The 25,389-nt window shown below is 42.1% G+C and carries 19 protein-coding genes and 1 pseudogene; 8 read left to right on the top strand and 12 right to left on the bottom strand.

Translation table 11 applies throughout. The features are described from left to right. Positions 1-82 precede the first annotated feature (82 nt). The 5 genes from AACU33_RS31960 to AACU33_RS31980 form a co-directional block, all read right to left on the bottom strand. Complete coding sequence (locus AACU33_RS31960; RefSeq protein WP_096594299.1) at positions 83-1,354, bottom strand: ribulose bisphosphate carboxylase small subunit; 1,272 nt, start codon at positions 1,352-1,354, stop codon at positions 83-85. A gap of 293 nt (positions 1,355-1,647) precedes the next feature. Then, a complete protein-coding gene (locus AACU33_RS31965; protein WP_096595455.1) occupies positions 1,648-2,298 on the bottom strand; it encodes a GDSL-type esterase/lipase family protein in 651 nt (216 codons plus the stop codon). A gap of 78 nt (positions 2,299-2,376) precedes the next feature. Further along, positions 2,377-2,706, bottom strand: a complete 330-nt coding sequence (locus AACU33_RS31970) for a ribulose bisphosphate carboxylase small subunit (protein WP_096594300.1) — start codon at positions 2,704-2,706, stop codon at positions 2,377-2,379. Positions 2,707-2,750: 44 nt separating this feature from the next. Further along, positions 2,751-3,158 (bottom strand): RuBisCO chaperone RbcX, encoded by a 408-nt coding sequence (rcbX, locus tag AACU33_RS31975; RefSeq protein WP_096594301.1) that lies wholly within the window; start codon positions 3,156-3,158, stop codon positions 2,751-2,753. Between the two features lie 100 nt (positions 3,159-3,258). Next, positions 3,259-4,689, bottom strand: coding sequence for a form I ribulose bisphosphate carboxylase large subunit (locus AACU33_RS31980; RefSeq protein WP_096594302.1), 1,431 nt, complete (start codon positions 4,687-4,689; stop codon positions 3,259-3,261). Positions 4,690-5,802: 1,113 nt separating this feature from the next. Here AACU33_RS31980 and AACU33_RS31985 point away from each other — a divergent pair. Next, complete coding sequence (locus AACU33_RS31985; protein WP_445291802.1) at positions 5,803-6,801, top strand: ligand-binding sensor domain-containing protein; 999 nt, start codon at positions 5,803-5,805, stop codon at positions 6,799-6,801. Between the two features lie 87 nt (positions 6,802-6,888). Beyond that, complete coding sequence (panB, locus tag AACU33_RS31990; RefSeq protein ID WP_096595456.1) at positions 6,889-7,659, top strand: 3-methyl-2-oxobutanoate hydroxymethyltransferase; 771 nt, start codon at positions 6,889-6,891, stop codon at positions 7,657-7,659. Between the two features lie 785 nt (positions 7,660-8,444). On the opposite strand, the gene AACU33_RS31995 is transcribed toward panB, so the two are convergent. Next, positions 8,445-8,744: a hypothetical protein gene (locus AACU33_RS31995; RefSeq protein WP_096594304.1), complete on the bottom strand. Its 300-nt coding sequence runs from the start codon at positions 8,742-8,744 to the stop codon at positions 8,445-8,447. Then, complete coding sequence (locus AACU33_RS32000) at positions 8,725-8,970, bottom strand: hypothetical protein (protein ID WP_086684959.1); 246 nt, start codon at positions 8,968-8,970, stop codon at positions 8,725-8,727. Before AACU33_RS32000 ends, AACU33_RS31995 begins: the two co-directional genes overlap by 20 nt. 649 nt (positions 8,971-9,619) lie before the next feature. On the opposite strand from AACU33_RS32000, the gene AACU33_RS32005 reads away from it, so the two are divergent. After that, entirely contained in the window at positions 9,620-10,000 is a 381-nt protein-coding gene (locus tag AACU33_RS32005; protein ID WP_339376405.1) for a DUF308 domain-containing protein, read from the top strand. Here the strand turns inward: AACU33_RS32005 and AACU33_RS32010 are convergent. Next, positions 9,978-10,454, bottom strand: a complete 477-nt coding sequence (locus AACU33_RS32010) for a hypothetical protein (protein WP_096594306.1) — start codon at positions 10,452-10,454, stop codon at positions 9,978-9,980. The genes AACU33_RS32005 and AACU33_RS32010 overlap by 23 nt on opposite strands. Positions 10,455-10,676: 222 nt before the next feature. Next, positions 10,677-14,127 (bottom strand): annotated as a pseudogene (locus AACU33_RS37685) (HEAT repeat domain-containing protein). A 271-nt stretch (positions 14,128-14,398) separates the two neighbouring features. Here AACU33_RS37685 and AACU33_RS32030 point away from each other — a divergent pair. Together AACU33_RS32030 and AACU33_RS32035 are read left to right on the top strand one after the other, a co-directional pair. After that, positions 14,399-15,124, top strand: a complete 726-nt coding sequence (locus AACU33_RS32030) for a Uma2 family endonuclease (RefSeq protein ID WP_096594307.1) — start codon at positions 14,399-14,401, stop codon at positions 15,122-15,124. 85 nt (positions 15,125-15,209) lie between these two features. Beyond that, complete coding sequence (locus AACU33_RS32035; RefSeq protein WP_096594308.1) at positions 15,210-16,064, top strand: HIT domain-containing protein; 855 nt, start codon at positions 15,210-15,212, stop codon at positions 16,062-16,064. 62 nt (positions 16,065-16,126) lie between these two features. Here the strand turns inward: AACU33_RS32035 and AACU33_RS32040 are convergent, their stop codons facing one another. Further along, positions 16,127-16,888 carry a Uma2 family endonuclease gene (locus AACU33_RS32040; protein WP_096594309.1) on the bottom strand — a complete coding sequence of 254 codons (762 nt, stop codon included), beginning with the start codon at positions 16,886-16,888 and terminating at the stop codon, positions 16,127-16,129. A 105-nt stretch (positions 16,889-16,993) separates the two neighbouring features. Here AACU33_RS32040 and AACU33_RS32045 point away from each other — a divergent pair, with 105 nt between their 5' ends. The 3 genes from AACU33_RS32045 to prmA all read left to right on the top strand — a co-directional run bounded on the left by AACU33_RS32045 (position 16,994) and on the right by prmA (position 22,071). Further along, positions 16,994-19,012: a serine/threonine-protein kinase gene (locus tag AACU33_RS32045; protein ID WP_096594310.1), complete on the top strand. Its 2,019-nt coding sequence runs from the start codon at positions 16,994-16,996 to the stop codon at positions 19,010-19,012. Positions 19,013-19,493: 481 nt separating this feature from the next. Next, positions 19,494-21,074: a phosphoglycerate dehydrogenase gene (serA, locus tag AACU33_RS32050; protein WP_096594311.1), complete on the top strand. Its 1,581-nt coding sequence runs from the start codon at positions 19,494-19,496 to the stop codon at positions 21,072-21,074. Between the two features lie 76 nt (positions 21,075-21,150). Further along, a complete protein-coding gene (gene prmA, locus AACU33_RS32055; protein WP_096594312.1) occupies positions 21,151-22,071 on the top strand; it encodes a 50S ribosomal protein L11 methyltransferase in 921 nt (306 codons plus the stop codon). 8 nt (positions 22,072-22,079) lie between these two features. On the opposite strand, the gene AACU33_RS32060 is transcribed toward prmA, so the two are convergent. Next, positions 22,080-24,890 carry a GAF domain-containing protein gene (locus AACU33_RS32060; RefSeq protein ID WP_096595457.1) on the bottom strand — a complete coding sequence of 937 codons (2,811 nt, stop codon included), beginning with the start codon at positions 24,888-24,890 and terminating at the stop codon, positions 22,080-22,082. A gap of 85 nt (positions 24,891-24,975) precedes the next feature. Further along, positions 24,976-25,344, bottom strand: coding sequence for a response regulator (locus AACU33_RS32065; protein ID WP_096594313.1), 369 nt, complete (start codon positions 25,342-25,344; stop codon positions 24,976-24,978). Positions 25,345-25,389 lie beyond the last annotated feature (45 nt).

The following is a 25,389-nucleotide window of genomic DNA, read 5'->3' on the forward strand; positions in this document are numbered from 1 at the left end:
CCATCCACGCATTGCCAAAATCAAAAATAAAAAGGAACAACAGATAAACACTAATACTGTGTTTACCTGTGTTTTGATATCTCTAATTTTTCCCATTCGGACGCTGAATAATCGTTTCTATCACCCGTCGCTTCGCCTTCGGATCGATTCCTACCAAGCGCAGGTACTCACCGCTATATTCAGCTAGACATGATTCTAAAGCTGAGATTGCATCTGAGTGGGCATCGATGTGGGTGTTAAGACAACTTTGCCAAGAACCTGTACGGAAACGGCGTTCATCAACGTGTTCAATATTAATCGTGTAACCTTGAGCCAAAATTTGCCGAATCTGTTCTTGTGTCTCTAGGGTTAAATGTGGACTCGATACTTCCTTCCCAAAACCGTTAGTTTTTGGGGCTTGATTTCCACCATTGTTTGACGGCTGACTAGTTGGTGTCACCTCAGCAGGTGGCGCAGCTTGATAACTTCTACCGCGATTGAGGCGATTGTACTCATCAACCAACTGGGAATTTTCCACCCGTTTTTGTTCACCTACCATCAAGTGACCAGATTCAATCAAATGAGACAGGCTAAAATCTGGCTTTTTAAATGCTGGTGGCCCTTCTAGGCTGTTCACCACACGTAAGGAAACACGCTCAAATCCTACTTGATGGATAAATTCCCGGATTTGTTCGTCATAAATACGCGATCGCAAAGCGCTAAAAAAGTCAATCGATTGATTGGCAAAAGTATCAACTAACTGTTCAATTTCTCGCTGAGAAAGTCCATCTGGTTCAAAAATTCCGCCAACAATCCCCACTTTATCGTCACGGTTAGGTTCCCAGTAAAATTTCTCCATACGACCATCGCGAATTAATGGCGCATAAAGTGTAGAAAAATCATTTCCTGTGACAATAATCGGCACGCGACGCAAAGGTGTAGAATCGTAGCTTCCAGGTAACTGTACATCTGTGGGATTATCAGCAATATTCATCAATGTGGCATTCACCAACTGCGTATTTACAGTATATTGAGTGCCTTCATCAAAGCGTCCTGCACCTGCATCTAGATCGTTAATCATTAGCACGCACATTTTACCGCGCACTTTGATTAATTCTGCTGTTTCCCGATAGCGCAGCCGAATTAAACGCGCTGGATCTCCTGCATCCGGACTTTCCAATTCTCCACCAGAGATGTGAGTCACTTCAACGCCCATTTTCTCGAAGACTAACTCACATTGAAAAGACTTTCCTTCACCTTTCCGTCCGTGAATTCCTAAAATCAAGGGTACTCGCACCCCAGGAAGATCTAAGAAGTTTTTCGTAATGTGGACACCGAGTTTATCCAAAAAGCGAGGAGCAATGTAGTAACTCATAAAATTGTTCTAGCCTGGGACTTATTAAGATAATCCTAAGTTTTTTTGTGTTTATTTTTCATTTATCTTTTGGTAGAAAGGAAATGCTAACTACCAGTTTGACGGCGGTGTTTAACTGGCGACACAGGAGTTAACTTCATTAAAGGTTGATTATCATTGATAACGATCATTTCCTCACCACTGAGTGCTGCTTCAACCAAATCAGTAAGTGTTGCGATGCTTCAGCTAAAGTAATTTGCTGCATAATATCTAAGACCTTGGGACAGCTTGGAATAAAAAATCAGGCGCTACTACTATCCTAACTTTGGTTGATCGATTAAGTTATAAGGAAACCAACTTAACCAAGCGTTCCAATTTTCCACGATTCGGGCAAATTCTCTATAACCACCTGCATTTGGATGAACGCCATCATTTCCTATGGCTTCATCACTCCAAATAGTTGATTTTTCTAATATAGGAAAAATGTCTAAATAAGGAATATTTAATTCCTGACAAACCGATGCAAACTGTTTCGATAAATCGCTAATTCTCTTTTTTCTTTGGGGGTCTTCTGGTTCTGCATATGGTGCTGGGCCAATCATCAAAACAGGATATAACTGCTTGGCTTCAGTTAAAATTTTGCGAGCATTTCTGATGGAATCTATCAGATCTACACGAGTTTTACCATTTTCTATTGTTGTGTCATTTAGCCCAAAAGAAAATACAACTCTGCCATAAGCATCTTTAGGTAGACGAACTGATACTTCTTGCAACCAACGCTTTGCTATATCGGTACTCGTATCTCGCCTAATTCCTAAATTATAGTGAGTTATGTCATAACCTTTTTGATTAGCATTAACGCATATTCTGCCTGTCCAACCTAGATACTCAGGATCGCCAGTACCGTTAACAAAAGAGTCACCAACAAAACAAATTCTGAGATCCGATCGATGTATTGAATTCATAATTCGTTTCATGAAAGAAGAGAGGTAGATGATTCTACCTCTCCGATGGGGGAATTAATTAATTTAGCTTGTCAGCTTTTAGTATCTGCTGGGTTTGTGAACGATAAAGCTGAGAACTTGGCACTGCTTGATATTATCAAAACCAACAACCCGGATATATTGGTTGGAATACTGAGAACGGCAAGCTTGAACTTCGTTCAGTACTTCTTGAGTAGTTTTAGCGCCAAACAAAGGCAGTTTCCACATTGTCCAGAAAAATTCGGTTGGTTCAGAAGTTTCGTTAAACTCAACTGCTGGAATATAACCTTGGCTCAAAATGTACTGGATCTGCTTGGCAATTTGAGCGTCAGACAGGGGAGGTAGATAAGAAAGGGTTTCGTAACGACGCTCTTTTGGTAAAGTTTGCATAACTGTTGATAATGGGTTGCGATTTTTACTACTATGTTGACCAATTAACTGGATGAATTATCCAAATTTTGGTCTGAGCTTGTTTGCTGTTCTGATTGCAGACTGGGGTTTGATGTCTCTAATTGAGTGATTCGCTCTAGATGCTGGCGACGCTGTTCCATGTTGGCTTGCTGAATGCCAGTACGAACCATTTCTGGTAAGAATTCTGCAATTTCCTCAGCAATGTGTTCTCTAACAGTCATGATCCGCAATGCCAAATCTGGCTTCTCCTTTAACAACTGGGCAATATATGATTCTCCATCCTGAATTTTGTCAGCGGAAAAGTTATGCAACCAAATTGCTAATGGAGGATTAGTTTCGCCTAGCTGTGCCAGTACAGTCCTTAGTGCCTGATAAGTCAGGTAACTTTGGAGAGTCTTGGCTGTGTCTTTCGCAATTTGCTTAAGATTCATGCTTGACCCCAGCCTTGAAAGTATGAGTATGAAGGATAAAGGATGAAATAATTGAAGTAATTTTCACTTCAGCCTCTATCCATACCACTTTCAACCTTTATCAGACGGTATCCATTGCCTCGAATTCAAACTTGATTTCCTTCCACAATTCGCAAGCAGCGGCCAATTCAGGAGACCACTTAGCTGCTTCGCGGATAACATCGTTACCTTCACGAGCCAAGTTACGGCCTTCGTTACGAGCTTGGATACAAGCTTCCAAAGCCACGCGGTTAGCGGTTGCACCTGGTGCGTTACCCCAGGGGTGACCGAGGGTACCACCACCGAATTGTAGAACGGAGTCATCACCAAAGATTTCTACAAGTGCGGGCATGTGCCATACGTGGATACCACCAGAAGCAACTGCCATTACACCAGGCATAGAAGCCCAGTCTTGGGTGAAGTAAATACCGCGAGACTTATCTTGTTCAACATAGTTTTCACGCAACAAGTCAACGAAGCCCATTGTGATACCACGTTCACCTTCCAACTTACCAACCACTGTACCAGTGTGAATGTGGTCGCCACCAGACATCCGCAGGGTCTTAGCCAATACGCGGAAGTGAATACCGTGGTTCTTTTGACGGTCGATTACAGCGTGCATCGCACGGTGAATGTGCAATAGAATACCGTTGTCACGGCACCAACGAGCCAAGGTGGTGTTAGCGGTGAAACCTGCGGTGAGGTAGTCGTGCATGATGATGGGCATATTGAGTTCTTTAGCGAACTCAGCACGCTGCAACATTTGTTCGCAGGTGGGGGCGGTAACGTTCAGGTAGTGACCTTTGATTTCGCCTGTTTCAGCTTGAGCTTTGTGAATAGCTTCTGCTACAAACAAGAAGCGATCGCGCCATCTTTGGAATGGTGCGGAGTTGATGTTTTCGTCGTCTTTGGTGAAGTCCAAACCACCGCGCAAGCACTCGTATACAGCACGTCCGTAGTTCTTAGCAGACAGACCCAATTTGGGTTTGATGGTACAACCCAGCAAAGGACGACCGTATTTGTTTAATTTGTCACGCTCAACTTGAATACCGTGGGGAGGGCCTTGGAAGGTCTTTAAGTAAGCAACAGGAATCCGCAAGTCTTCTAGACGCAGTGCCCGTAAGGCTTTGAAGCCAAACACGTTACCTACGATTGAGGTCAACATGTTGGTGACAGAGCCTTCTTCAAACAGATCCAGAGGATAAGCAATGTAGGCAATAAATTGGTTGTCTTCACCAGCAACCGGCTCGATATCGTAGCAACGACCTTTGTAGCGATCGAGATCGGTCAACAAGTCTGTCCATACAGTTGTCCAAGTACCAGTAGAAGACTCAGCCGCCACAGCCGCTGCTGCTTCTTCAAAGGGAACTCCGGGCTGGGGTGTAACACGGAATGCCGCTAATATATCTGTATCTTTTGGTGTGTAATCCGGTGTGTAATAAGTTAGTCTGTAATCTTTAACCCCGGCTTGATACCCAGCTTTTGTCTGAGTCTTCGTTTGAGCGTAAGACATAAATTCCCTTCCAAGAAGTCACACTTTGATTACTTAACAAATCACGTTGTATGCAATTTCCCCTCACCCCGCTTTCTTCCCCTATAAGTTAGGGGAAGATTAGGAAAATTTTTTTGTTAGGGGTTTTCTATGGCAAAGGTAGTGGTTTTTCTTCAGGAACATTTAGTGACGTATCCAAGACATCATCACTAGCTTCCTTGTGTTCGCGAGGTACACTGCTGTGTACTTCTTACTCTTCCTCTGTCCCAGGCATATAAATTCTTTTTATCTTTTTCTCGCACCCCTTTAAACCTTGTCTATCTCAATTAACCTTGTGGCTTTACAAGGATGACTCTTGCCGATTATTCCTGAGCAGGATATAGATTTCTCGGCTTTTTCGTTGGCATATCTCCTGAGTTTCCTTGATTTATAGGGAAAATAGGAGCAATTTTGACTGAGGTAGGTTTATCGGAGTGATGAGCGCAAGACAAAAATTGCACACCACGTAATTTGTAACTTGTCTCACAATATATCAAGAAATCGATAAGTTATACTTTGAAACTTTTTAACTTATTTATTTAAATTTGTTATTACATAAAGTTTTAAACATTTTGTAAAGATTGCTTTACAAATGCTCATCTATGATAGTATGGGCGGCTAAACTTAAAGGTTTCCCTGTAGGGTTGAAGAGCAGCAAAAGCTTAGGATGTAAGAACTTCAAGCGAAAAACTCCTCAATAATTCTTCGTATTTTTCTCTCCTTCCCAATAGAAACTTTAGCGTACTAGCCCTAATCTCCATTCCCTCCAATAGCAGATTTCGGCGTTCCCTTATCTCTAGTACAAGAGAAAAATTGCTAGAGGCGTTTAAAAAATCCCAGCTAGGGGAACACTGAAACTACCCCCAGCCAATTTCAGCAACAGAGTTTTTTAGCGGTGGGAAACGAGAAAATCAATTTCTTTGAGCTTTTCGCCCTTCTCCTTTCCCCGACTTCTGTAAGCAGCCTAATGGCTAGGGTACTGTCTTTAAAGGGAATCTCACCGTGGTTAAGCGTACTAGTGTATTGATTACTTCTATCCTGGCAGGAATGGTAGTGCTGCCAAGTATCGGAATTGTTGCATTGACAAATCCTGCTATGGCACAAAAAACTGTTATTCCTGCTCCCACTAAGCCAAAAACTACCTCTTACCCGGCTTCTGCACCACCCCCACGAGTAGACCCCCTACCAGATCAACGGGAGCTAGAAGAGCATTCTATAGAAACCGATTACCGTGTCAGCAACTTGTTACCGGATGTTACAGGGAATCTTTGGGTAGCTTCTTGGCGAGGGTTGTCGCGGATTGACCCTAAAACTGGCAAGATTGTCTCGCGTGTGAGTTTACCTAATGTTGCTATTAGTGCTTTAGCTCAAGATAAAGTAGGGCGCGTATGGGTAGGAAATTATGAGGGACTGATCCGCGTCGAACCCCGCACCAGTGAAATCACCGCACAGAATTTATTTTTGCCTTCCAAACGGGTGTTATCGCTCTTGGTTGATAAACGGGGTTATTTGTGGACGGGAACCGATAACGGTTTAGCTTTAATTAGTCCCGACCAAGGCTTAATTATGACCACCTTAAAAAATCTGCCTGGTGTCAGCGCTAACGCTTTGACTTTAGATGCGGATGGTCAACTTTGGGTAGGCACTCTAGACGGATTAATTCGGGTAAATACTGCTAATGCTTTAATTATGAAGCGAATTGCTGATTTACCGGGTACGACAGTGCAAGCTTTGGCTATTAGTCCAGAAGGGTTAATTTGGGCGGGAATGCCGAATAATTTGCTAGTGATTAACCCAAAAACTGGTGCAGTGCTGCGGTCTGTAACTCGTTTGCGCGGACGTAACGTTACAGCAGTGCGCTTTGCCCAAGATGGTAGTGTTTGGATCGGTACGAACAATGGTTTGTTACGATTAAATCCAAATACAGGTGCTGTATTAGACGAAGTTGCAGGACTTCCTTCTAGTCGAGTACTTGCTGTTGTTCCTGATATCGCCAATAAATTGTGGATTGGCACTAGTGAAGGTCTAGCTTGGTTAATGCCCAAAATGGATAGCGCACAAACCCATCTTGCTTTTAGTCGTGCTGTGAAATGAGTAGTCATTTGCCATTTGTCATGTGTGCTTGGCAAATGACAAATGACGAAAAAAATTACCCAAACTGTAAAATCTGAAGAATTGGCAATGGTAGTTACCACCCAGCAATTAATTCAATGGAAACAACAAGGACGTTCAATTGTAGCGTTGACGGCCTGGGATTATGCGATCGCCCAACTCCTCGATGCAGCTGGGGTAGACTTAATCCTGGTAGGCGACTCTATGGCTGTAGTTCTGGGTTATGAGACAACCTTGCCAATTACTTTAGAGGAGATGCTCTACCATGCTAAAGCCGTGCGCCGTGGTGTAAAACGAGCTTTAGTTGTCGTAGATTTACCATTTTTGACCTATCAAGAAAGCATTCAACAAGCAATGCACTCGGCTGGCTTGGTGCTAAAAGAAACAGGCGCTCAAGCTGTCAAATTGGAAGGTGGCTACCCAGCAATGGTAGAAACGATTGCGCGTTTAGTACAAGCCGGAATTCCTGTGATGGGACACGTGGGTTTGACGCCACAATCAGTCCATCAACTCGGTTTGCGACAACAAGGGAAAACCCAGGAAACCGCAGAGAGAATTTTAAACGAAGCGATCGCTCTCGAACAAGCGGGCGTATTTGCGATCGTCTTAGAGCATATCCCTACCGATCTAGCACTACGTATTACAGAAAAACTCCGTATTCCTACTATTGGCATAGGCGCAGGAATCCATTGTAATGGACAAGTGTTAGTCACCTCCGATGTTCTTGGACTTTCGGAAAGGCAACCACCCTTTGCTAAAGTTTATACTAATCTTCGGGAGAATATTACTCAAGCTGTACAGAATTATGCATCAGAAGTCAGAGAGCGAAAATTTCCTTAATTGTAGATAGTGAGGGAGACAATCAATTCAAAATTATGCCTAATGTGAATTGAGTGCTGAAATCCTTGTAATTCCTTCGATACTGCCAAAACTACAATTTTTAACAAGTCTTGAAACCCTTATGAGAAAAGAGGCGTTTTTAATTTACATCAGGCGTAAATTAAGAAATATTCTTCTCCAATGACAAATGACAAAAAAATAGTAATTGAAGATGAATATACAGCACTTATCAAATCAGCAAGTGATAAGTTTGCAGATATAACATCAGCAATTACTAAGGTTGTAGCTTGAATCGAGAGGAAACCTGTGTTGATAAGAAGGTAGACAAAAATATGCCCTTCAGTGACAAAATTAGAAACTGCAACCAGTCTATTGTGGTCTAAGTAGACTTCTGTGCTTGATAGGAAAACTTTCTAAGTCTACAAGATTGAGCAAAAGTCTAGAATAAAAGCCTTTCAATTTTTGACTTCTGCAAAATGGTACTAGATTATTAGGGTTAAGCTTAACTGTAGAAGAAATATTAGAGGTGTTGGACTTGGGTGTTATACAATTTCAGCAATCATGACAGCCAATTTTCCCAATCCCTAAATCCATACAATAAACCTACACTCAAATATTCTGAGAGCAAGTGCATTAAGCGACTGAAGACTTGACATAAAGACTAAGATGAATAGTTTATCTTCCGTTGAGTAAGCCTCAACTACAACAATCATCTTTTCCCTAGCCAATGCAGATTTATTTTGTGTTTAGTCTTAATTCTAGTAGAACCCCCAAGGTTCCAAAGTCTAATTCTTCAAATCTGCGTATCTCTGATCGAGACGGAAATCAGGAGCAGGCTCTAATTTCAACCAATGTTTACGCTTACTCTTGTTCTTGAGGATATTCACATAGTTATCAGCATAACGGAAAGCTGATGCACGGTCATAAGCAGCAATAGCCACAGCTTGTGAGAAAACCTTTGTAGGGATTTCATAGCCAGCGAATTTCTGCATTAAAATCAACAAATCTTCTTCTGTAACAGGTAAACTAATTTCTTCTACCTGTTCGGGTTCATTGAAGATATCTTCATTTAGCACTTTGGACATTTAGCACCTCACCAAAAGCATAAGAAGCGAAACCTGCGATGAAATTGAGCTGTTGCTCGCGAGTCTGTAAATTTACCGGGAGTTCATTACTCGAACATCCAATCTCCCGCAAAATTTCTAGACAATAAGCACTCAGTTCAGTATATGAAGCTCGTTCCCAGTTTAGAGCCACCTCTTTCGCTTTCTCTAGATTGACTCTAATCACCGTCATTACAGGGCTTGTCATAAATCTACCCTCCTCAACTGGATATTCGTCATTTTGATCTGAACAACAAAATGACGTAACCGTGTTATTGCGGAATTTCTCTAGGAGGGGGGGGAGGATATCAGGGTATTTACGGTTAAAGTTTTTAGGCGATCGCTTGCTTTACATTCTTTAATTGATACACCGTAAGCACCCATATATTGGCTTGGTAATTTATATCAATAAAAGGGTTTTAGCCTAATATAGTTAATATTTTTTTAATTTTTTAAGTATACTTACTTGCATTTACTTAAGTGTTATCACGCAAGTAAGTTGGCTCTGGAAGTAGAGCTATCAACCGATGAAAACCACTAATTTTTAAGTTACGAAATGCTTCACATCTGTAGAGTGAGCGCTTGCTCAGGAATCCGAAAAAGAATTATGGTACAAATCTGCCCAAATTGTCGATACTACATTGGTTGTAGTTTTCGATCGTCTACGAAGAATTACGGGCGATCGCCAGCAACAACATCAAAGTTTTCAGTCTTGCCTGGAAATGAGATAGTTAAATTTTCGGATAGCAATCCTGTCTAAGGGAGTTCTAAGGCTCGTTAACGGAGTTCTGAGCCTGGTTAACGGAGTTCTAAGGCTCGTTAACGGAGTTCTGAGCTTGGTTAACGGAGTTCTGAGCTTGGTTAATGGAGTTCTGAGCTTGGTTAATGGAGTTCTGAGCTTGGTTAACGGAGTTCTGAGCCTGATTAACGGAGTTCTGAGCTTGGTTAATGGAGTTCTGAACTTGGTTAACGGAGTTCTGAGCTTGGTTAATGGAGTTCTGAGCCTGATTAACGGAGTTCTGAGCTTGGTTAACGGAGTTCAAAGACTGATTAACGGAGTTCTGAGCTTGGTTAACGGAGTTCTGAGCTTGGTTAATGGAGTTCTGAGCTTGGTTAATGGAGTTCTGAGCTTGGTTAATGGAGTTCTGAACTTGGTTAACGGAGTTCTGAGGCTGGTTAACGGAGTTCCAAGCCTCATTGAGCAGTATGAATTTATCAATTACCAGATGCTGCTTTAGGAGATTTAGCTCTGAGAGCTTTGAAGCGTTCACCTAACTGTTCTGCTAGAGTTTTTAAGCCTGGAGTCTTTTTCGCAGCTGTTTTGACGTAATCATAAACTGTCAAACTGCTGCTCATGGCTTCACTACCGACTGCTAAAAGGGTATCATCGACTTGCTCGGTGAGTTGCCGCATTGAGGTTAAAAGTTCGGTGAGTGTGGTGGCTAATTGATAATCTTGGACAAATTCCTCAACGTTAAAGCTAGCTGGGAGAATTTCACGGTTAGACTGCGCCGCAGTGACGCTATTGTTCACAAAAGCTAGGCTTTTATCGCCCATTTTGACTAACTTCTGCCGTTCCTCCGCACTGAGGGTTACGAGAAAGGGTAGCTTTTTTTGAATTGTCTGTAGCGCTGCTTTAATTTCTTGGATATCTTCTGGCGAAACGGTAGCAGTGATATTTTGATAAGCCATTGTAGATTCACCCGGTAACTATATAAACTGAGTAGCATTAATTGCTCAGTATATAATTCCCACTGAAAAGGATAATCGAACATTTTGCTGGAATTGTGAGAAAAATTGAGGAGCGATGACTGGTAACTAACCGTTAAGAGCGTCTAAACAGATACCAGATTAATACTTCTTGCTCAATGAAAAAGGGCAAAGGAATGAATTTACCCTTTTCCCCTTACCCCTTTACCTTTTCCCTTCCCACAGCTTCAACTTCTTCTGAGCAAACTCCCGCACTTTCTTATCTGGGTCATTTTCTGCTTTGTCACGCAGCAGTGGTAAAGTTTGGGGATGCTGAGGAAATTGCTTGATAATTATGTCAAGCGCAATGTACCGAAGATTGGGGTTCAACACGGGATCATAGAGGGGATGATAGCTATCTTGAAAGAGGTCATGAACAGCACAGTGGTAGTAAATTTCAAACAACTCAGGTTGATATTTAAAGTGTTTAGCTAATTCTTCGATGGCTGCACGTCGCACATCGTAACGATCATCCTGGGTAGCGCGGTCTTTGAGGATGGTTTTGGTGTCGGGGTCATCTGGGAAGTTCTTCGCTAATTCTTGGATGGCTGCATATCGCACATCGTTATCATCATCCTGGGTAGCGCGGTCTTTGAGGATGGTTTTGGTGTCGGGGTCATCTGGGAAGTTCTTCGCTAATTCTTGGATGGCTGTACGTCGCACACCGTAACCATCATCCTGGGTTACTCCGTCTTTGAGGAAGGTTTTGGTGTCGGGGTCATCTTTGAAGTTCTGAGCTAATTGTTCGATGGCTGCACGTCGCACATCGTAATGATCATCCTGGGTAGCGCGGTCTTTGAGGATGGTTTTGGTGTCGGGGTCATCTTTGAAGTTCTGAGCTAATTGTTGGATGGCTGCACGTCGCACATCGTTGTCATCATCCTGGGTAGCGCGGTCTTTGAGGATGGTTTTGGTGTCAGGGTCATCTCGGAAGTTCTGGGCTAATTGTTCGATGGCTGCACCTCGCACATTGTTATCATCATCCTGGGTAGCGCGGTCTTTGAGGATGGTTTTGGTGTCGGGGTCATCTCGGAAGTTCTGGGCTAATTGTTCGATGGCTGCACGTCGCACATTGTTATCATCATCCTGGGTAGCGCGGTCTTTGAGGATGGTTTTGGTGTCAGGGTCATCTCGGAAGTTCTGAGCTAATTGTTCGATGGCTGCACCTCGCACATTGTTATCATCATCCTGGGTAGCGCGGTCTTTGAGGATGGTTTTGGTGTCGGGGTCATCTTGGAAGTTCTGGGCTAATTGTTGGATGGCTGCACGTCGCACATTGTTATCATCATCCTGGGTAGCGCGGTCTTTGAGGAAGGTTTTGGTGTCTAGAGATTCTTGCCATGTGGTTGCGACTGCTGCAACTGCTTGAGTGCGAATTTCCCAAACTAGCTTAGTTTCTTCTCTATTCCTGAATGGGTCATAATAGTACCAGAGGTCATAGTTAGTTAAAGCTTTTATCTGGTTCAGTAATTCATTAGCTATTGATGCAATTACCGAGCGATTTCTCACTTCTGCAAGACACTTAGCTGCTAAAAATAAGTTGACGAACTTTTAACTTTCTCCATCTTGCAGCATTAAGTATTCAAGAATTCCGCCCACAAATTTTGGCTCAATCATTCCTGTAATTAGTAGCAAGACCTCATGCCAAGTTTCATCATGCCAGTGCTTGCTAAAAACTTCAGTTTTAAGTTCCTCAATTTTTAAGTTTTGCGTTTCTTTAAACTGCCAAACGAACTCCCAAGCACAGAAATACTCTAAAAATGTTCTATGCACAAAAGCATAATAATCTGCGCCCAAGAAACATAACATAAAGTTGCGAGTCCGCAGTTGATTAATCATTACCCTTGCAGCTTCTCGCGCTTGACTAACTTCTATGGTTTTGAGATAGTCAGTCAAAATCTTGACTAAATCATCTTCTCTAATTAAATTACCTGCTAAACCTTTTTCGCCAGTCTGCATATAATAAGCAACTTGACGCAGCATCGCTTGCTTATCTTTATAATCAATGGTTTTGTGATCTAATCTTTTATCTTCCACTAAAGCGCGTTCCACATCCCACTGATGCAACAATACCCGCGATGCTTGGTTATAAAGTTCGGCTCTATCTCTTGGCAATTCCTGATTACGATTGAGAATTGCCATCATCGTCAACAACAGGGGATTACCTGCTAATTCTGTAATAGCTTTGGAAGTTTCAATTCCTCTTTGCAATCGATCCCGTTTCCTAACTTTATCTGCTGCATCGCTAAAAGTTAACTCATGCCAGCGGTCAATAAAATCCTGAATTTGTGATGAGTCCAAATCTTGCAACATGAAGTGACGAAACTCAGCATCACGCAATCTTTGCGGTTTATAGCCAATCACACGAGAAGTGACAATTACCTGCACATTAGAATACTCATTAGTAAAGCGATGAATATCTGTAATTACATCCTCTCGTTTACCAGGCTCAAAAACTTCATCCAAACCATCAAACATCACCAAAGCCTTACCAGCCTTAAGCTGTTCGTGCAGTTGATGTTGATTTAAGTGAGAAATTGCACCGCTACATTTATGGAAAAATTCTAGAAAATTATTGCACTCATTATTATCTCGCCGTCGCATATAAGTGCGTAACTCAATTAATAAAGGAATCGGCAAAGAGATAACATTATTTAGTGGTGACTCTGCCCAATTTAAAGCCAGATATTGCAACAATGTAGACTTACCTGCACCAGGATCGCCCAAAATCACAATATATTTATACTTTTGCTTTTCATTGATTACATCTAATACTGAACTTATTGGCTGTTCTAAATAAACACGTTTGTGCTTTTCTAATTCGGCTGCTGCAATTGCTGCTTCTAGTTGGTTAGTTTCTTGCAGCCGTCTCAGATGCTCTTTAGGTAGTTCATGAACTTGTGGTATAACTTGTTCAACTTCCCGCACATTTTGAGCAATAAAAATTCGCCATAATTTCAGTTCGTTATAGGCGTAACCGCTAGTATCTAAGCTATCTAATTTGAGATTACCGTAGCTCTCATGAATTGCTTCTTGATAGCGTTCTAAATCAAAATCAGGAATAATTCCGGCAATCTCTGTTGTGTTATCTCGAATTTTATCTATATTCCTAGAATCAAGAATTTCTCTAAGTTCAGGAACTCCTACAATAATTTCTTTAACCTTTTGTAGATATTGCCTGCCAATCGCTTTCCATTTAAAGTTATCAGGCAACTGATCTGAGACATTAAGTTGATACCAAATTTCTTTTAATCTCTTTGTGTCTATAGCTTGACAATCATACTTAAAGGCATTTCCTAAAATTTCTCGGACTTCTGAAATTGTTCAGAAATTTCTTTAGCGGCTGCGTATACTTTTTGATTTCATCTTCATTAAGTTCACCATCTTCTAAATCCTGCTGCATCAGTTGCAAAAACTCTGTTAGCGCCATGATTTCAGCTTTTTGCAACGGTTCTTGCTTAAAGGGTAGGGTTACAGCATTTTTAAAGATAAATTTGAAAAAATCTTTACCGTAGTCCTTGACTAAATCTTTGACAAAATCTTCGCTGATGATAGTCTTGACTAGAAATCCAACCGCTTGTGTAGCTACCCAGGTAGTGAACCATTCAATTAGCATACTCGTGTCCGTTGAGATTTTGACTACGAGTATATACACCAGTCTCAGCAAGCATTTCAGATTTTACGATAATTTAAAGTCAGTAGACCTTGAATTTTCGTGGCGTGACATGGCTAAAGTGATGAATTACAAAAATCCCTTTTATCGGCGTTCATCGGCGTTTATCGGCGGTTGATTTCATTTAACTAATGCAGTCAATTAGCTCAACCCTTGCGGTGATTTTTCTCCCTTGCTCCCTGTTCCCCTGCTTTTTCACATTAGGAATAGTTTTATGGTTCTACAAATTAACCCCATTCAAAAAGAACCAATTGTCACTTGGGAAGCACTTCCAACCGACTTCATTTTACCCGACGATCCCGTGGAAAATATTCAGCAACCACCTCTCGCCGCAGCGCTTACCGATGCTTTAGGAACAGCAGGACGCATCCAACCCCAGATGTTGATTGGCTCTAATTTTGGACTGGTAGCCACAGTCAACAAAAAAATCGTCGTCAAAGCGCCTGACTGGTTTTATGTACCTCAAGTTCAGCCTGTAGCTGCTGATGTAATTCGGCGTAGTTATACTCCCAATTTAGAAGGTGCGGCGGTGGCTGTAGTAATGGAATTTCTTTCAGATACAGAAGGCGGAGAATTATCAGTTCGCTCAACTCCACCCTACGGTAAACTCTATTTTTACGAACGGATTCTCAAGGTTCCAACTTACGTTACCTACGACCCTTACGAACCAAGTTTAGAAGTACGCTGCTGGCAAAATGGACAATATACTTTGCAGCCAGCAGATGCAAATGGGCGTTTCTGGATTCCTGAGTTGGAGTTATTTCTCGGAATTTGGCTAGGTGAAAGATTATGCCAAACTATGAATTGGCTACGGTGGTGGGATAGCGAAGGAAATTTGCTGTTGTGGAGTAGCGAACAAGCCGAACAAGAACGCCAACGCGCTGATATATTAGCGGCTAAGTTACGCGAGCTAGGTGTTGACCCTGATGCGATCGCATAAACACATCAGCAAAATAACAAATATAAATACCCGAACAGTAGCAAAGCGAGATGCACCTGAAGACAGGGAAAAGCACCTAAATTCCATGAAGCAGCAAAAAAATCAATTCAGTCATCTCACAGCTATAGAAAGAAGTAACTTATCATTCCCTGCACAGTTTTTATTAACTCAAAACCTGCTTCAAGGCAAAATACTAGATTTTGGTTGCGGCTTTGGCAATGATGTGAAAATTTTGCGCCAAAAAGGCTGTGATATTACAGGTTACGATCCTTATTATTTTCCTGAATATCCTCAAGAAACATTTGACACAATAATCTGCTTTTATGTTTTAAATGTTTTGTTTCCTGAAGAACAAGCTAATGTACTCATGCAAGTCTCGCACTTACTGAAACCAGGAGGTAAAGTTTATTATGCGGTGAGAAGGGATATTAAAAAGGAAGGTTTTAGAGAACATTATGTTCATAAAAAGCCTACATATCAATGTATTGTCAAGCTCCCTTTTAATTCAATATATTTGGATGCTTTGCGGGAGTTTTATGAATATACTCATTATAATTACCAACGTAATTCAGCTAATAATTGTCTATTTTGCAATCCCCATAGAAATCTAAATATATTAACAGAATCGGCAACTGCCTATGCAATGTTTGATGGTTATCCTGTAAGTAAAGGACATATTTTAGTTGTTCCTAAACGCCATGTCAGCAGTTATTTTGAGCTACCATTCAAAGAACAGTCTGCTTGCTGGTTTATGGTGAACAAAGTACAAGAAATTCTCAAAACAGAATTTGCACCCGATGGTTTTAATGTAGGAATGAACATCAATCGAGCCGCAGGACAAAATATGATGCACGCCAGTATTCATATCATCCCTCGTTACATAGGTGATACTGTCACTGCTAAAGGTGGAATTAGGAATGTGATTCCTAAAAAGAAATAGTTTTATATTGCGTCAATGGCGACAATCACGATTCTTACAAAGACGTGCGTTTGGAGAAATCGTTAACCTAGGTTATCAGGATCTATTCCCAAAGCTCTTAATTGTTCTGCAAGTTGTTGAGCGCGTTGTTCTGCCAGTTGGGCGCGTTGCTCTGCTTGTTGAGCGCGCAGTGCTTCTTGTTCGGCGCGTTGTGCTTCTTGTTGGGCACGTTGCACTTCTTGTTGAATTTGTTCTTTGGGCGTGGGATAACGCTTACCTTCCTCGTCGTACCAATACAGCCATTCCCTTGTGACACCAGAATAGTTTCCTCTTTCGCAGCCAATTCCTAAGCCAATTTCTGGTAGCCAAACAGGATTTCCAGGTTGCAATTCATAGCTACCATTAACTAATTTATGTACCTCTAGACGCGGTTTGCGGCGACGGCGAGAAGAATAAATTACGTAATACAGTACGCCTAATTTCGCATATTGATCTAATTTAGCTGTGTATTCTTTACGATAATTTGGAGAAACTACCTCTAGCACTAATTGAGGTACAACATTTTCATCCCATAACACATAACTGGGGCGTAGTTCCTCATCATAAAAACGCTCTACACCTAAACTTAAAAACCCATCGGGCACAATAGCAGGTTCATCTGGATGATAATAAATACCCATATCTACGCCAAAGAACCAGTCCATGCGTTCTGCCCAAAGTATCAGCAGTATTGCCTTCAGCAAACCTGGTATTAATTCTTGCAATTCATTATCCACAGGTGTTTCGTCAGAGTCGGGCAGTTCTTCAGCAGAAGGCAAGTACCTCGGCAGATTGTAGTTTAACATGGCTGATTTTCCCAAAACTCACCAGAATTATAGCGATTTCTGGGGTGACTGACAGCAAGCGATCGCTAGGCGATAATTACTCTATCTACCGATCAACCTACGTGTATGATATGTTGCCTCAACTCTTCTTGCGATAATCCTCCCAATCCTGATGGCACACAGTTTTGCTCTCACTGTGGAGTTCCCCTCATCATATTGCGTCACTATCGCCCCATCCGGGTACTGGGTAGCGGAGGATTTGGTAAAACCTACTTGGCTGAAGACGTTGAAAAATTTAATGAACTATGCGTCATTAAGCAATTTGCACCTCAAATACAGGGAACTGGCGCACTGCAAAAGGCGACGGAATTATTTGAGCAAGAAGCAAGGCGACTGCAACATTTAGGAGAACATCCACAAATCCCGACACTGTTCGCATATTTTGAGCAAGATAATCGTTTGTATTTGGTGCAGCAGTTTATCGACGGTGAGAATTTATTAGAGGAATTACAACAGCAGGGTATTTTTAGTGAGCAAAAGATTCAGGAATTGCTGCTCGATTTATTAAGTATTCTCAAAATTGTTCACGAACAGAAAGTAATTCACAGAGATATCAAGCCCCAAAATATTCTCCGTCGTAAATCGTCTCAACCAGGAAAGGGAGATATAATTCTCATCGATTTTGGTGCATCTAAACAGTTGAGTGAAACGGTAATTACTCACCAAGGAACAACCATCGGCTCTTTTGGTTATGCTGCCTTAGAACAGATGCAAGGTGGACAAGCATATCCAGCCAGTGATTTATATAGTTTAGGTGCTACTTGCTTTCATCTGCTGACTGATATCTCCCCTTGGGAATTGTGGAAGCAACAAGGGTATGGTTGGGTTGCTAATTGGCGACAGTATTTGCAGCAACCAGTCAGTCAAAAATTAGCGATGATTTTAGATAAATTGCTGCAATCAAACTATGAGGAGCGTTACCAGTCAGCAGAAGCAGTTTTACAAGCTTTGAAAGATGTGGGTAAACACGAAATGCCTGCTACAGTAGCTTTTCCTCGACAAATATCATCGCCATCGCCTGAATTACCACCGACAGTCAACTATCAACCTCCGCCATTAAAGTCTGTAGACTCACTCAAACCTAAACCAAAGTTGAAAATACCATTACTATTGGGTGGTGCTATCTTGCTGCTGGGTTTGGGAGGATATGGAGTTTGGCAAATTAGTAAAGCTTTACTACCTAAAACAGTTGCTTATGAAAAACTAGCTTTAGCTCATAGCTTAACTGGCCATAACGGCTCAATTAATTCTTTAGCATTTAGTGATGATGGTAACACTTTAGTAAGTGGCAGTACAGACAAAAGTATCAAGATTTGGAATCTGCAAACTGGTACTTTGAAAACTACTCTTAACTTACATTCTAGCGAAGTTAATTCTGTGGCTATTAGCCGTGATGGTAAAACTTTAGTTAGTGGCAGTAAAGATGGCAATATCAAAATTTCTAAATTACCAATTGGTAATTTAAAAGCTACTCTTTTTCAAAGTCAAAATTCTGTCAATTCTGTGGCGATTAGTCCTGACGGACAAACTCTAGTAAGTGGTGGTGAAGACAAGAATATTAAGACATGGAATCTGCAAACAGGAAATTTAAAATACACGCTCACTGGACATACAAAATCAGTGATGCCTATTGCTATTAGCTCAGATGGGCAAACTTTAGTCAGTGGTAGTGCAGACAATACTATCAAGATTTGGAACCTAGCAACAGGGCAGCTAAAAAATACCTTCAGTGGACACACAAAATCAGTAATGTCTATTGCTATTAGCCCAGATGGTAAGACTTTAGCAAGTGGAAGCACAGACGATACTATCAAAATTTGGGATTTGCAAACAGGGCAGTTAAAAAATACTCTTGCTAAACACTACTATCCAGTTAGTGCTTTAGCAATTAGCCCAGATGGACAGACTTTAATCAGTGGAAGTTGGGACGATACCATCAAAATTTGGAATTTAAAAACTGGTGCTATCAAAACGACTCTGAATGGGCATAGGAGTTCAGTTAATGCTTTAGCAATTAGCCCAGATGGACAGACTTTAGTAAGCGGAAGTAGCGACCGGACAATTAAAATTTGGCGATTACCTTAACGAGAGCAGAGGAAGCAGGAGAAACAAAGGACAAAATACATATCTCTTCTTCGTTGAAATCTATCTTATGACAGATTTGCTAACTTGATAATTAAACTTAAGAATAAAATACGACAATTTCGAGCCTAGGAAATTTACTGGTAGCGATCGCCGCTTGAGCTTCAGCAAAAAGGAAGGTCTATTACCCAGCATCTACTTATGCTCTAGGAAATCTAAGTAACTCTTAACTATTGATAAATATCTACTGCTGGCCCCAGTTCATGGTTTATATTTACCCAAAGGTGGTGCAAACGGCCACCGATATTCAAACATTAGGAGGCAGCGCCATACTACCCCTGTAACTGATGCATATCCTCACTCTCAGGTGTCAGTGTAAGGATAATTTGATATTAAAACCAACAATTTTTGCTGAATTGCGACGGATAAAGACTACACTTAAAAGTCTTGTGCAGCAAAACCTGTAGCTTTAAATAAAGTAATCATGTCCAAGGTTCTTGTCTCCGATCCTATTGACCAGGCTGGAATTGACATTCTCTCGCAAGTTGCTACTGTTGATGTCAAAACAGGTTTAAAACCAGCAGAACTGGTAGAAATCATTGGTGAATATGACGCGCTAATGATTCGTTCTGGTACGCGCGTTACCCAAGAAATTATTGAAGCTGGCACGCAGTTAAAAATTATCGGTCGTGCTGGTGTGGGTGTGGATAATGTGGATGTTCCCGCCGCCACTCGCCACGGAATTGTAGTGGTTAATTCTCCTGAAGGTAACACGATCGCAGCAGCCGAACACGCGATCGCGATGATGTTATCTCTATCTCGTCACATCCCCGATGCTAATGTGTCGGTGAAAAGCGGTGTGTGGGATCGCAAAACTTTTGTCGGCGCAGAAGTTTACAAAAAAACTATCGGTATTGTCGGGTTGGGTAAAATCGGCTCCCATGTGGCTGCTGTGGCGAAAGCGATGGGGATGAAACTCTTAGCTTACGATCCTTTCATTTCCACAGAACGAGCCGAACAAATTGGCTGTCAGTTAGTGGATTTAGATTTGCTCATGCAGCAAGCTGACTATATCACCTTACACATCCCCAAAACTTCAGAAACTACCCACTTAATCAATGCCAAAACGCTGGCAAAGATGAAACCTACTGCCCGGATTATTAACTGCGCTCGTGGTGGCATCATTGATGAAGCGGCTTTAGCGCAAGCAATCAAAGAAGGTACAATAGCTGGTGCTGCCTTAGATGTGTTCGAGTCAGAACCTTTAGGCGAATCAGATTTGCGATCGCTAGGTAAGGAAATAATCCTCACCCCTCACTTGGGAGCATCAACTGCGGAAGCACAAGTGAATGTGGCGATAGATGTTGCCGAACAAATTCGCGATGTGCTGTTAGGCTTACCCGCGCGTTCTGCCGTGAACATTCCTGGACTCGGCCCTGATGTCTTGGAAGAACTCAAACCCTACATGCAGCTTGCAGAAACTTTGGGCAACCTGGTAGGACAATTGGCTGGTGGTAGAGTAGAACTACTCAATGTTCGATTACAAGGCGAACTCGCAACTAACAAGAGTCAGCCTTTGGTAGTCGCTTCCCTCAAAGGACTGCTTTACCAAGCACTGCGGGAACGGGTAAATTACGTTAATGCCAGCATTGAAGCTAAAGAACGCGGAATTCGGGTAATTGAAACCAGAGATGCTTCTGTACGTGACTATGCAGGTTCTCTGCATTTAGAAGCTACAGGTACTTTGGGAACTCACTCTGTGACCGGCGCTTTGTTAGGCGAGAAGGAAATTCACCTAACTGACGTTGACGGTTTCCCGATTAACGTCCCTCCCAGCAAATATATGCTATTCACTCTACACCGCGATATGCCAGGAATTATCGGCAAACTCGGTTCCTTACTCGGCAGTTTTAATGTGAATATTGCCAGTATGCAGGTAGGCCGGAAAATCGTCCGGGGTGATGCAGTTATGGCTCTCAGTATCGACGATCCCTTACCTGAAGGTATTTTGGCTGAGATTACCAAGGTGCCTGGAATTCGAGACGCATATACAGTCACACTATAAACAAGGATGAAGGTTGAGGGATGAAGGATGAAATTTAATACTTCAGACTTCACCCTTTACACTTCATACTTTAAATATGGCAAAAACTTGGTGGGAACTACAGATTTTATGCGAGCCAGACCTAGAAGATTCTATCTTTTGGCGTTTGGAAGATTTTGGCTGTCGTGGTACAGCTATTGAAGGCAAAGGCAATGCTTCTTTAGTCAGGGCTTATTTACCGGAATTTCAAGCTCATTTACTAGATTTAGCTGCACTGTCGCTGTGGCTGCGTCAAGATGCTTTGTGCGTGGGATTAGCCGCACCTGCTTTACACTGGCAGTTAATTAATGAGGAAGATTGGGCTACTAGCTGGAAGCAATATTGGCAACCAGAGGAAATAGGCGATCGCTTTTTGATCAATCCTGCCTGGCTACCATTACCAGAAACATCAGAACGCCTAGTGATTCGCCTCGATCCAGGTGTAGCATTTGGCACTGGCAATCATGCAACAACTCAGTTGTGTCTAGAATCGCTAGAAATGCGAATGACTGACCTACCAAAAGCTTTGGCTAACTCATCTCTAAAAAAAGAGCCTGTGGTAATTGCAGATATTGGCTGCGGATCTGGTATTCTTTCGATTGGGGCAGTGTTATTAGGCGCAGAGAAAGTTTATGCCGTAGACACTGACCCTTTGGCAGTACAATCGACCTTCAGCAATCGCGCACTCAACGACATTAGTCCAGAACGCTTAGTCCCAGCAGAAGGAAGCGTAGATATATTGCAGAAAATGATTGAGGCACCAGTAGATGGGATTGTCTGCAATATTTTGGCTGAGGTAATTATTCAGTTGGTTCCCGAAATTAGCGCGATCGCCAAGCCAACCACTTGGGCGATTTTCAGTGGAATTTTACTTGAGCAATCTAAAGCCGTAGCTGATGCTTTAGAGGAACATGGTTGGGTGATTGCTACTTTGTGGAAAAAGAAAGAGTGGTGTTGTTTGAATGTGCGACGTTCTTGAGAAAGGCATTATGCCCTGAGTAACCCGTGTAATGTGTTGAGTAATTCTTGCAAGGTGTAGGGCTTGGCCAAAAATGCTTGCACATCTGTGCCCAATGCCGAACTATACTGCGAGCTATCGGTAAGTCCGCTAGCGGCAATCGTTACAATCCGCGAATTAATTTGCTTTAATACTCGGATGGTAGTTAGTCCATCCATTTCTGGCATCATCATGTCCATCAACACAACACTGATTTGATCTTGGTGCTGCAAATATATAGTGATCGCCTCCAAGCCGTCACTGGCTGTAAGGACTCTATAATTCGATTTTTCGAGTGATGTCTTAGTAATTTCTCGGATTGGGGCTTCATCATCAACAACTAGAATTAATTCTCCCTGCCCTTGCAGCAGTTCTTGATTGATTGATGTTGACTCTGGAGTAGCCAAAACTGTTGGCAGAAATACGCGAAATTTTGTTCCTTTGCCAATTGCACTTTCCACAGTCACAAAACCACCATGACTTTTAATAATGCCGATGACTGTTGACAAACCCAGCCCTGTACCTTTGCCTTGCTCTTTAGTAGTGAAAAAAGGCTCGAAAATTCGCAATAAAACTTCCGATTTCATGCCGATTCCCGTATCGGCAACAGCGATCGCACTGTAGTGACCAACAGCAGCGTCAAGATTCATCCGGGCATAATTTTCATCAATGAAAATATTCTCTAAATGAAGGCTCAACTTGCCACCATCAGGCATGGCATCGCGAGCATTAACTACTAGATTCATTAAGACCTGATGCAGTTGGGTAACATCTCCAGAAACCGCACAAAGTTCTGGTGATATATTTAATTCCACTTCAATCGATTTGGGAAATGTCTCTTTAACAATATGCTGAATTTCTAATAGCAAGTGCTTGAGTTCTAAAATCGTGTGCTTACCTTCTACACCACGGGCAAACGACAGAACTTGTTTGACCAAAGCTGCGCCGCGTTTAGCACTCGTTTCAATTATGCTCAGTAACCGCTGTTGCTTCTCGACGCTGAGTTGTGTCTTCATTAACAGTTGGGATGAGGTAATAATTGGTGTCAATACATTATTGAGGTCATGGGAAATGCCGCCCGCAAGAGTCCCAATGCTCTCTAAACGCTGGGCTTGGAGAAATTGCGCTTCCAGTTGTTTTTTCTCTGTAATGTCGGTGTTGACAATCAGAATGGATTGCGGTTTTCCCAGGAAGTCGAGTACTAATGACCAGCGGCTGGAAACAATGATTTCTTTTCCTGCTTTTGTAACTTGGGATAGCTCCCCTTGCCAAGAGCCAGACTCAACTACAGATTGCTGGGCTTGTTGCAGTTGGGACGAAGTTGCAAAGGATATTAACTGATGGGCATTTCTATCCATCACCTCAGATGCCTTCCAACCATACAAATGCTCGGCACTTTTATTCCAGAATCGGATGTGGTTGTCTAGAGATTGGACAATAATTGCATCGTTAGCGACATCAAGCAAGGCGGCTTGTTCGCGGATTTTCTGTTCCGACTTTTGGCGTTCGATGAGTTCGCTTTGGATTTGCTGATAAAGTTCCGATTGCTGAATTGCGATCGCTAATTGCGTTGCTAACTGCTTGAGCAATTCTATTTCTAACTGTTGCCAATGTCGCGGTTGGGAACAGTGGTTAGCCACCAACAATCCCCATAATTTTTCACCTTGCACAATTGGTATGACTAAGTTAGCCCTAACTTCCAGCCGAGCCATTAAATCAATATGACATTGAGAAAAACCCGCCTTGTAAACATCTGCTACAGCTTGGGTGCGACCTTGTTGATATAGTTGGCGGCAATTAGGTTCTACAAAAAAGGAATCTTTGATAGTTGTTCCTAAAATAGGCAAACAGCCAATAGCTACAGATTCAACTACTACCGAGCCACTCCAATCTTCCCAGAAGCGGTAAATAAACACCCTCTCAGTTTGAAGAAACTGCCGAACTTCTGAGACTGTAGTATTAAGAATTTCTCTTAAGTCAAGAGACTGATGGATATGTTGTGCTATCTGTCCCACCAGTCGCTCGCGTTCAGCTTGCTTTTGCCTAACTTCCTCTTGATGCTGACGTGCAGTTAGTTCAGCCAGTTGTGCTGCTTGACTCTGGGATTCTAACCTGACTCTTTCACGATAGTTCCGAAAGAAGTCAGCCAAAGCAGGTTCCTCTTCCAGTAAAGGAGCCAAATGAGCGATCGCGCGCTGATCTGCTTCATAGGACACTTCTGGATGAAATTCCATCCATACAAGGCAAGACTTCACATAAGCGATAAATACAATCAGATGGTTGTAGTTTACATCCCCCAAAATCCGCCGCAACTCTTGACGACAATGCTCGGCTTGCTCTGACGCCACAGCAATAAATATTGCACAGTACAGCAGACTTGTTTCTAATGCTGAATTGAATTCTGGCCAAACACCTAGGGAATGAGAGTTAGTTACTAGTAAACTGAGATGTTCATCAATATCGATGATTGATGGAAAAGGAGATTGCAATAACTCCAAAACTTCCGCCGCACTCATCCCTAAAGGACGTAAAGTGCAACTATGGCAAATCATGCAGTAAGGAACTGCACAGAAGCGCGAAAGATAAGCAGAAAGTTTTTCTTTAAATAGATCTGGCAGTGGATTGTTTACATAAGCAGAAAGCGTCTGTTGCCAAAGATTTTCCAGCACTTGTGGAGTATTTTCTGCTGGTTCAAAAAAAGGTGGCACAAAACCAAATTTTGCTTGAATTTCTGCCTTAATTTGTTCGGCGCTTCGCTCTACAGTAATAATAGGTTTCTTTCCGTTTGATTCTGGCAGCATTACGATCTCAATTCGCTTGTACTCAGTAGTAGCAAGTTTTGCTGGATTATTAAGTATATTTTTAATCATTATTATTCAACTCTGCCTAAGTACATAGGGAGTAGATTAAAGGCAGTAATGCTTTACCAATTTCCGATTTAGTAACAAATCCATCAGCACCCACAGCCAGAGCAGCAGTGCGATATTCACTGCCATCATTGAGTGTTAAAACGACAACATATGGCGCACTTGAGTGTTGCTTAATCTGACGTGTTGCTTCCAGACCATTCATTCCTGGCATAGTCATATCCATCAGCACTAGATCTGGACACAATTGTGGCACTTGTACCAGCGCCTCTTCTCCTGAAAGAACACGCCCAACTATTTCGAGTTCCTTATCAATCGCTAAAAAGCGGGCAGCAGATTCGAGAAAAGCAAGGCTGTCATCTACTAAAAGAATGCGCACAGAAGGCATAATGTTAATTGGTAAGTGTCCAGAAAACTAGTATTACTGGTAGGT

The organism is Calothrix sp. NIES-2098, assembly GCF_963875125.1.
Classification (GTDB): domain Bacteria; phylum Cyanobacteriota; class Cyanobacteriia; order Cyanobacteriales; family Nostocaceae; genus Aulosira.

Coding starts and splice junctions, on each gene's coding strand:
- AACU33_RS32000 (WP_086684959.1), bottom strand. CDS start 8,970: ATGACAAGCCCTGTAATGACGGTGATTAGAGTCAATCTAGAGAAAGCG.
- AACU33_RS31965 (WP_096595455.1), bottom strand. CDS start 2,298: ATGAATTCAATACATCGATCGGATCTCAGAATTTGTTTTGTTGGTGAC.
- AACU33_RS32035 (WP_096594308.1), top strand. CDS start 15,210: ATGAAGCAGCAAAAAAATCAATTCAGTCATCTCACAGCTATAGAAAGA.
- serA (WP_096594311.1), top strand. CDS start 19,494: ATGTCCAAGGTTCTTGTCTCCGATCCTATTGACCAGGCTGGAATTGAC.
- AACU33_RS32060 (WP_096595457.1), bottom strand. CDS start 24,890: ATGCTGCCAGAATCAAACGGAAAGAAACCTATTATTACTGTAGAGCGA.
- AACU33_RS32065 (WP_096594313.1), bottom strand. CDS start 25,344: ATGCCTTCTGTGCGCATTCTTTTAGTAGATGACAGCCTTGCTTTTCTC.
- AACU33_RS32040 (WP_096594309.1), bottom strand. CDS start 16,888: ATGTTAAACTACAATCTGCCGAGGTACTTGCCTTCTGCTGAAGAACTG.
- prmA (WP_096594312.1), top strand. CDS start 21,151: ATGGCAAAAACTTGGTGGGAACTACAGATTTTATGCGAGCCAGACCTA.
- rcbX (WP_096594301.1), bottom strand. CDS start 3,158: ATGAATCTTAAGCAAATTGCGAAAGACACAGCCAAGACTCTCCAAAGT.
- AACU33_RS32045 (WP_096594310.1), top strand. CDS start 16,994: ATGATATGTTGCCTCAACTCTTCTTGCGATAATCCTCCCAATCCTGAT.
- AACU33_RS31985 (WP_445291802.1), top strand. CDS start 5,803: ATGGCACAAAAAACTGTTATTCCTGCTCCCACTAAGCCAAAAACTACC.
- AACU33_RS31995 (WP_096594304.1), bottom strand. CDS start 8,744: ATGTCCAAAGTGCTAAATGAAGATATCTTCAATGAACCCGAACAGGTA.
- AACU33_RS31980 (WP_096594302.1), bottom strand. CDS start 4,689: ATGTCTTACGCTCAAACGAAGACTCAGACAAAAGCTGGGTATCAAGCC.
- AACU33_RS32010 (WP_096594306.1), bottom strand. CDS start 10,454: ATGGCTTATCAAAATATCACTGCTACCGTTTCGCCAGAAGATATCCAA.
- AACU33_RS32030 (WP_096594307.1), top strand. CDS start 14,399: ATGGTTCTACAAATTAACCCCATTCAAAAAGAACCAATTGTCACTTGG.
- AACU33_RS31960 (WP_096594299.1), bottom strand. CDS start 1,354: ATGAGTTACTACATTGCTCCTCGCTTTTTGGATAAACTCGGTGTCCAC.
- AACU33_RS31970 (WP_096594300.1), bottom strand. CDS start 2,706: ATGCAAACTTTACCAAAAGAGCGTCGTTACGAAACCCTTTCTTATCTA.
- panB (WP_096595456.1), top strand. CDS start 6,889: ATGGTAGTTACCACCCAGCAATTAATTCAATGGAAACAACAAGGACGT.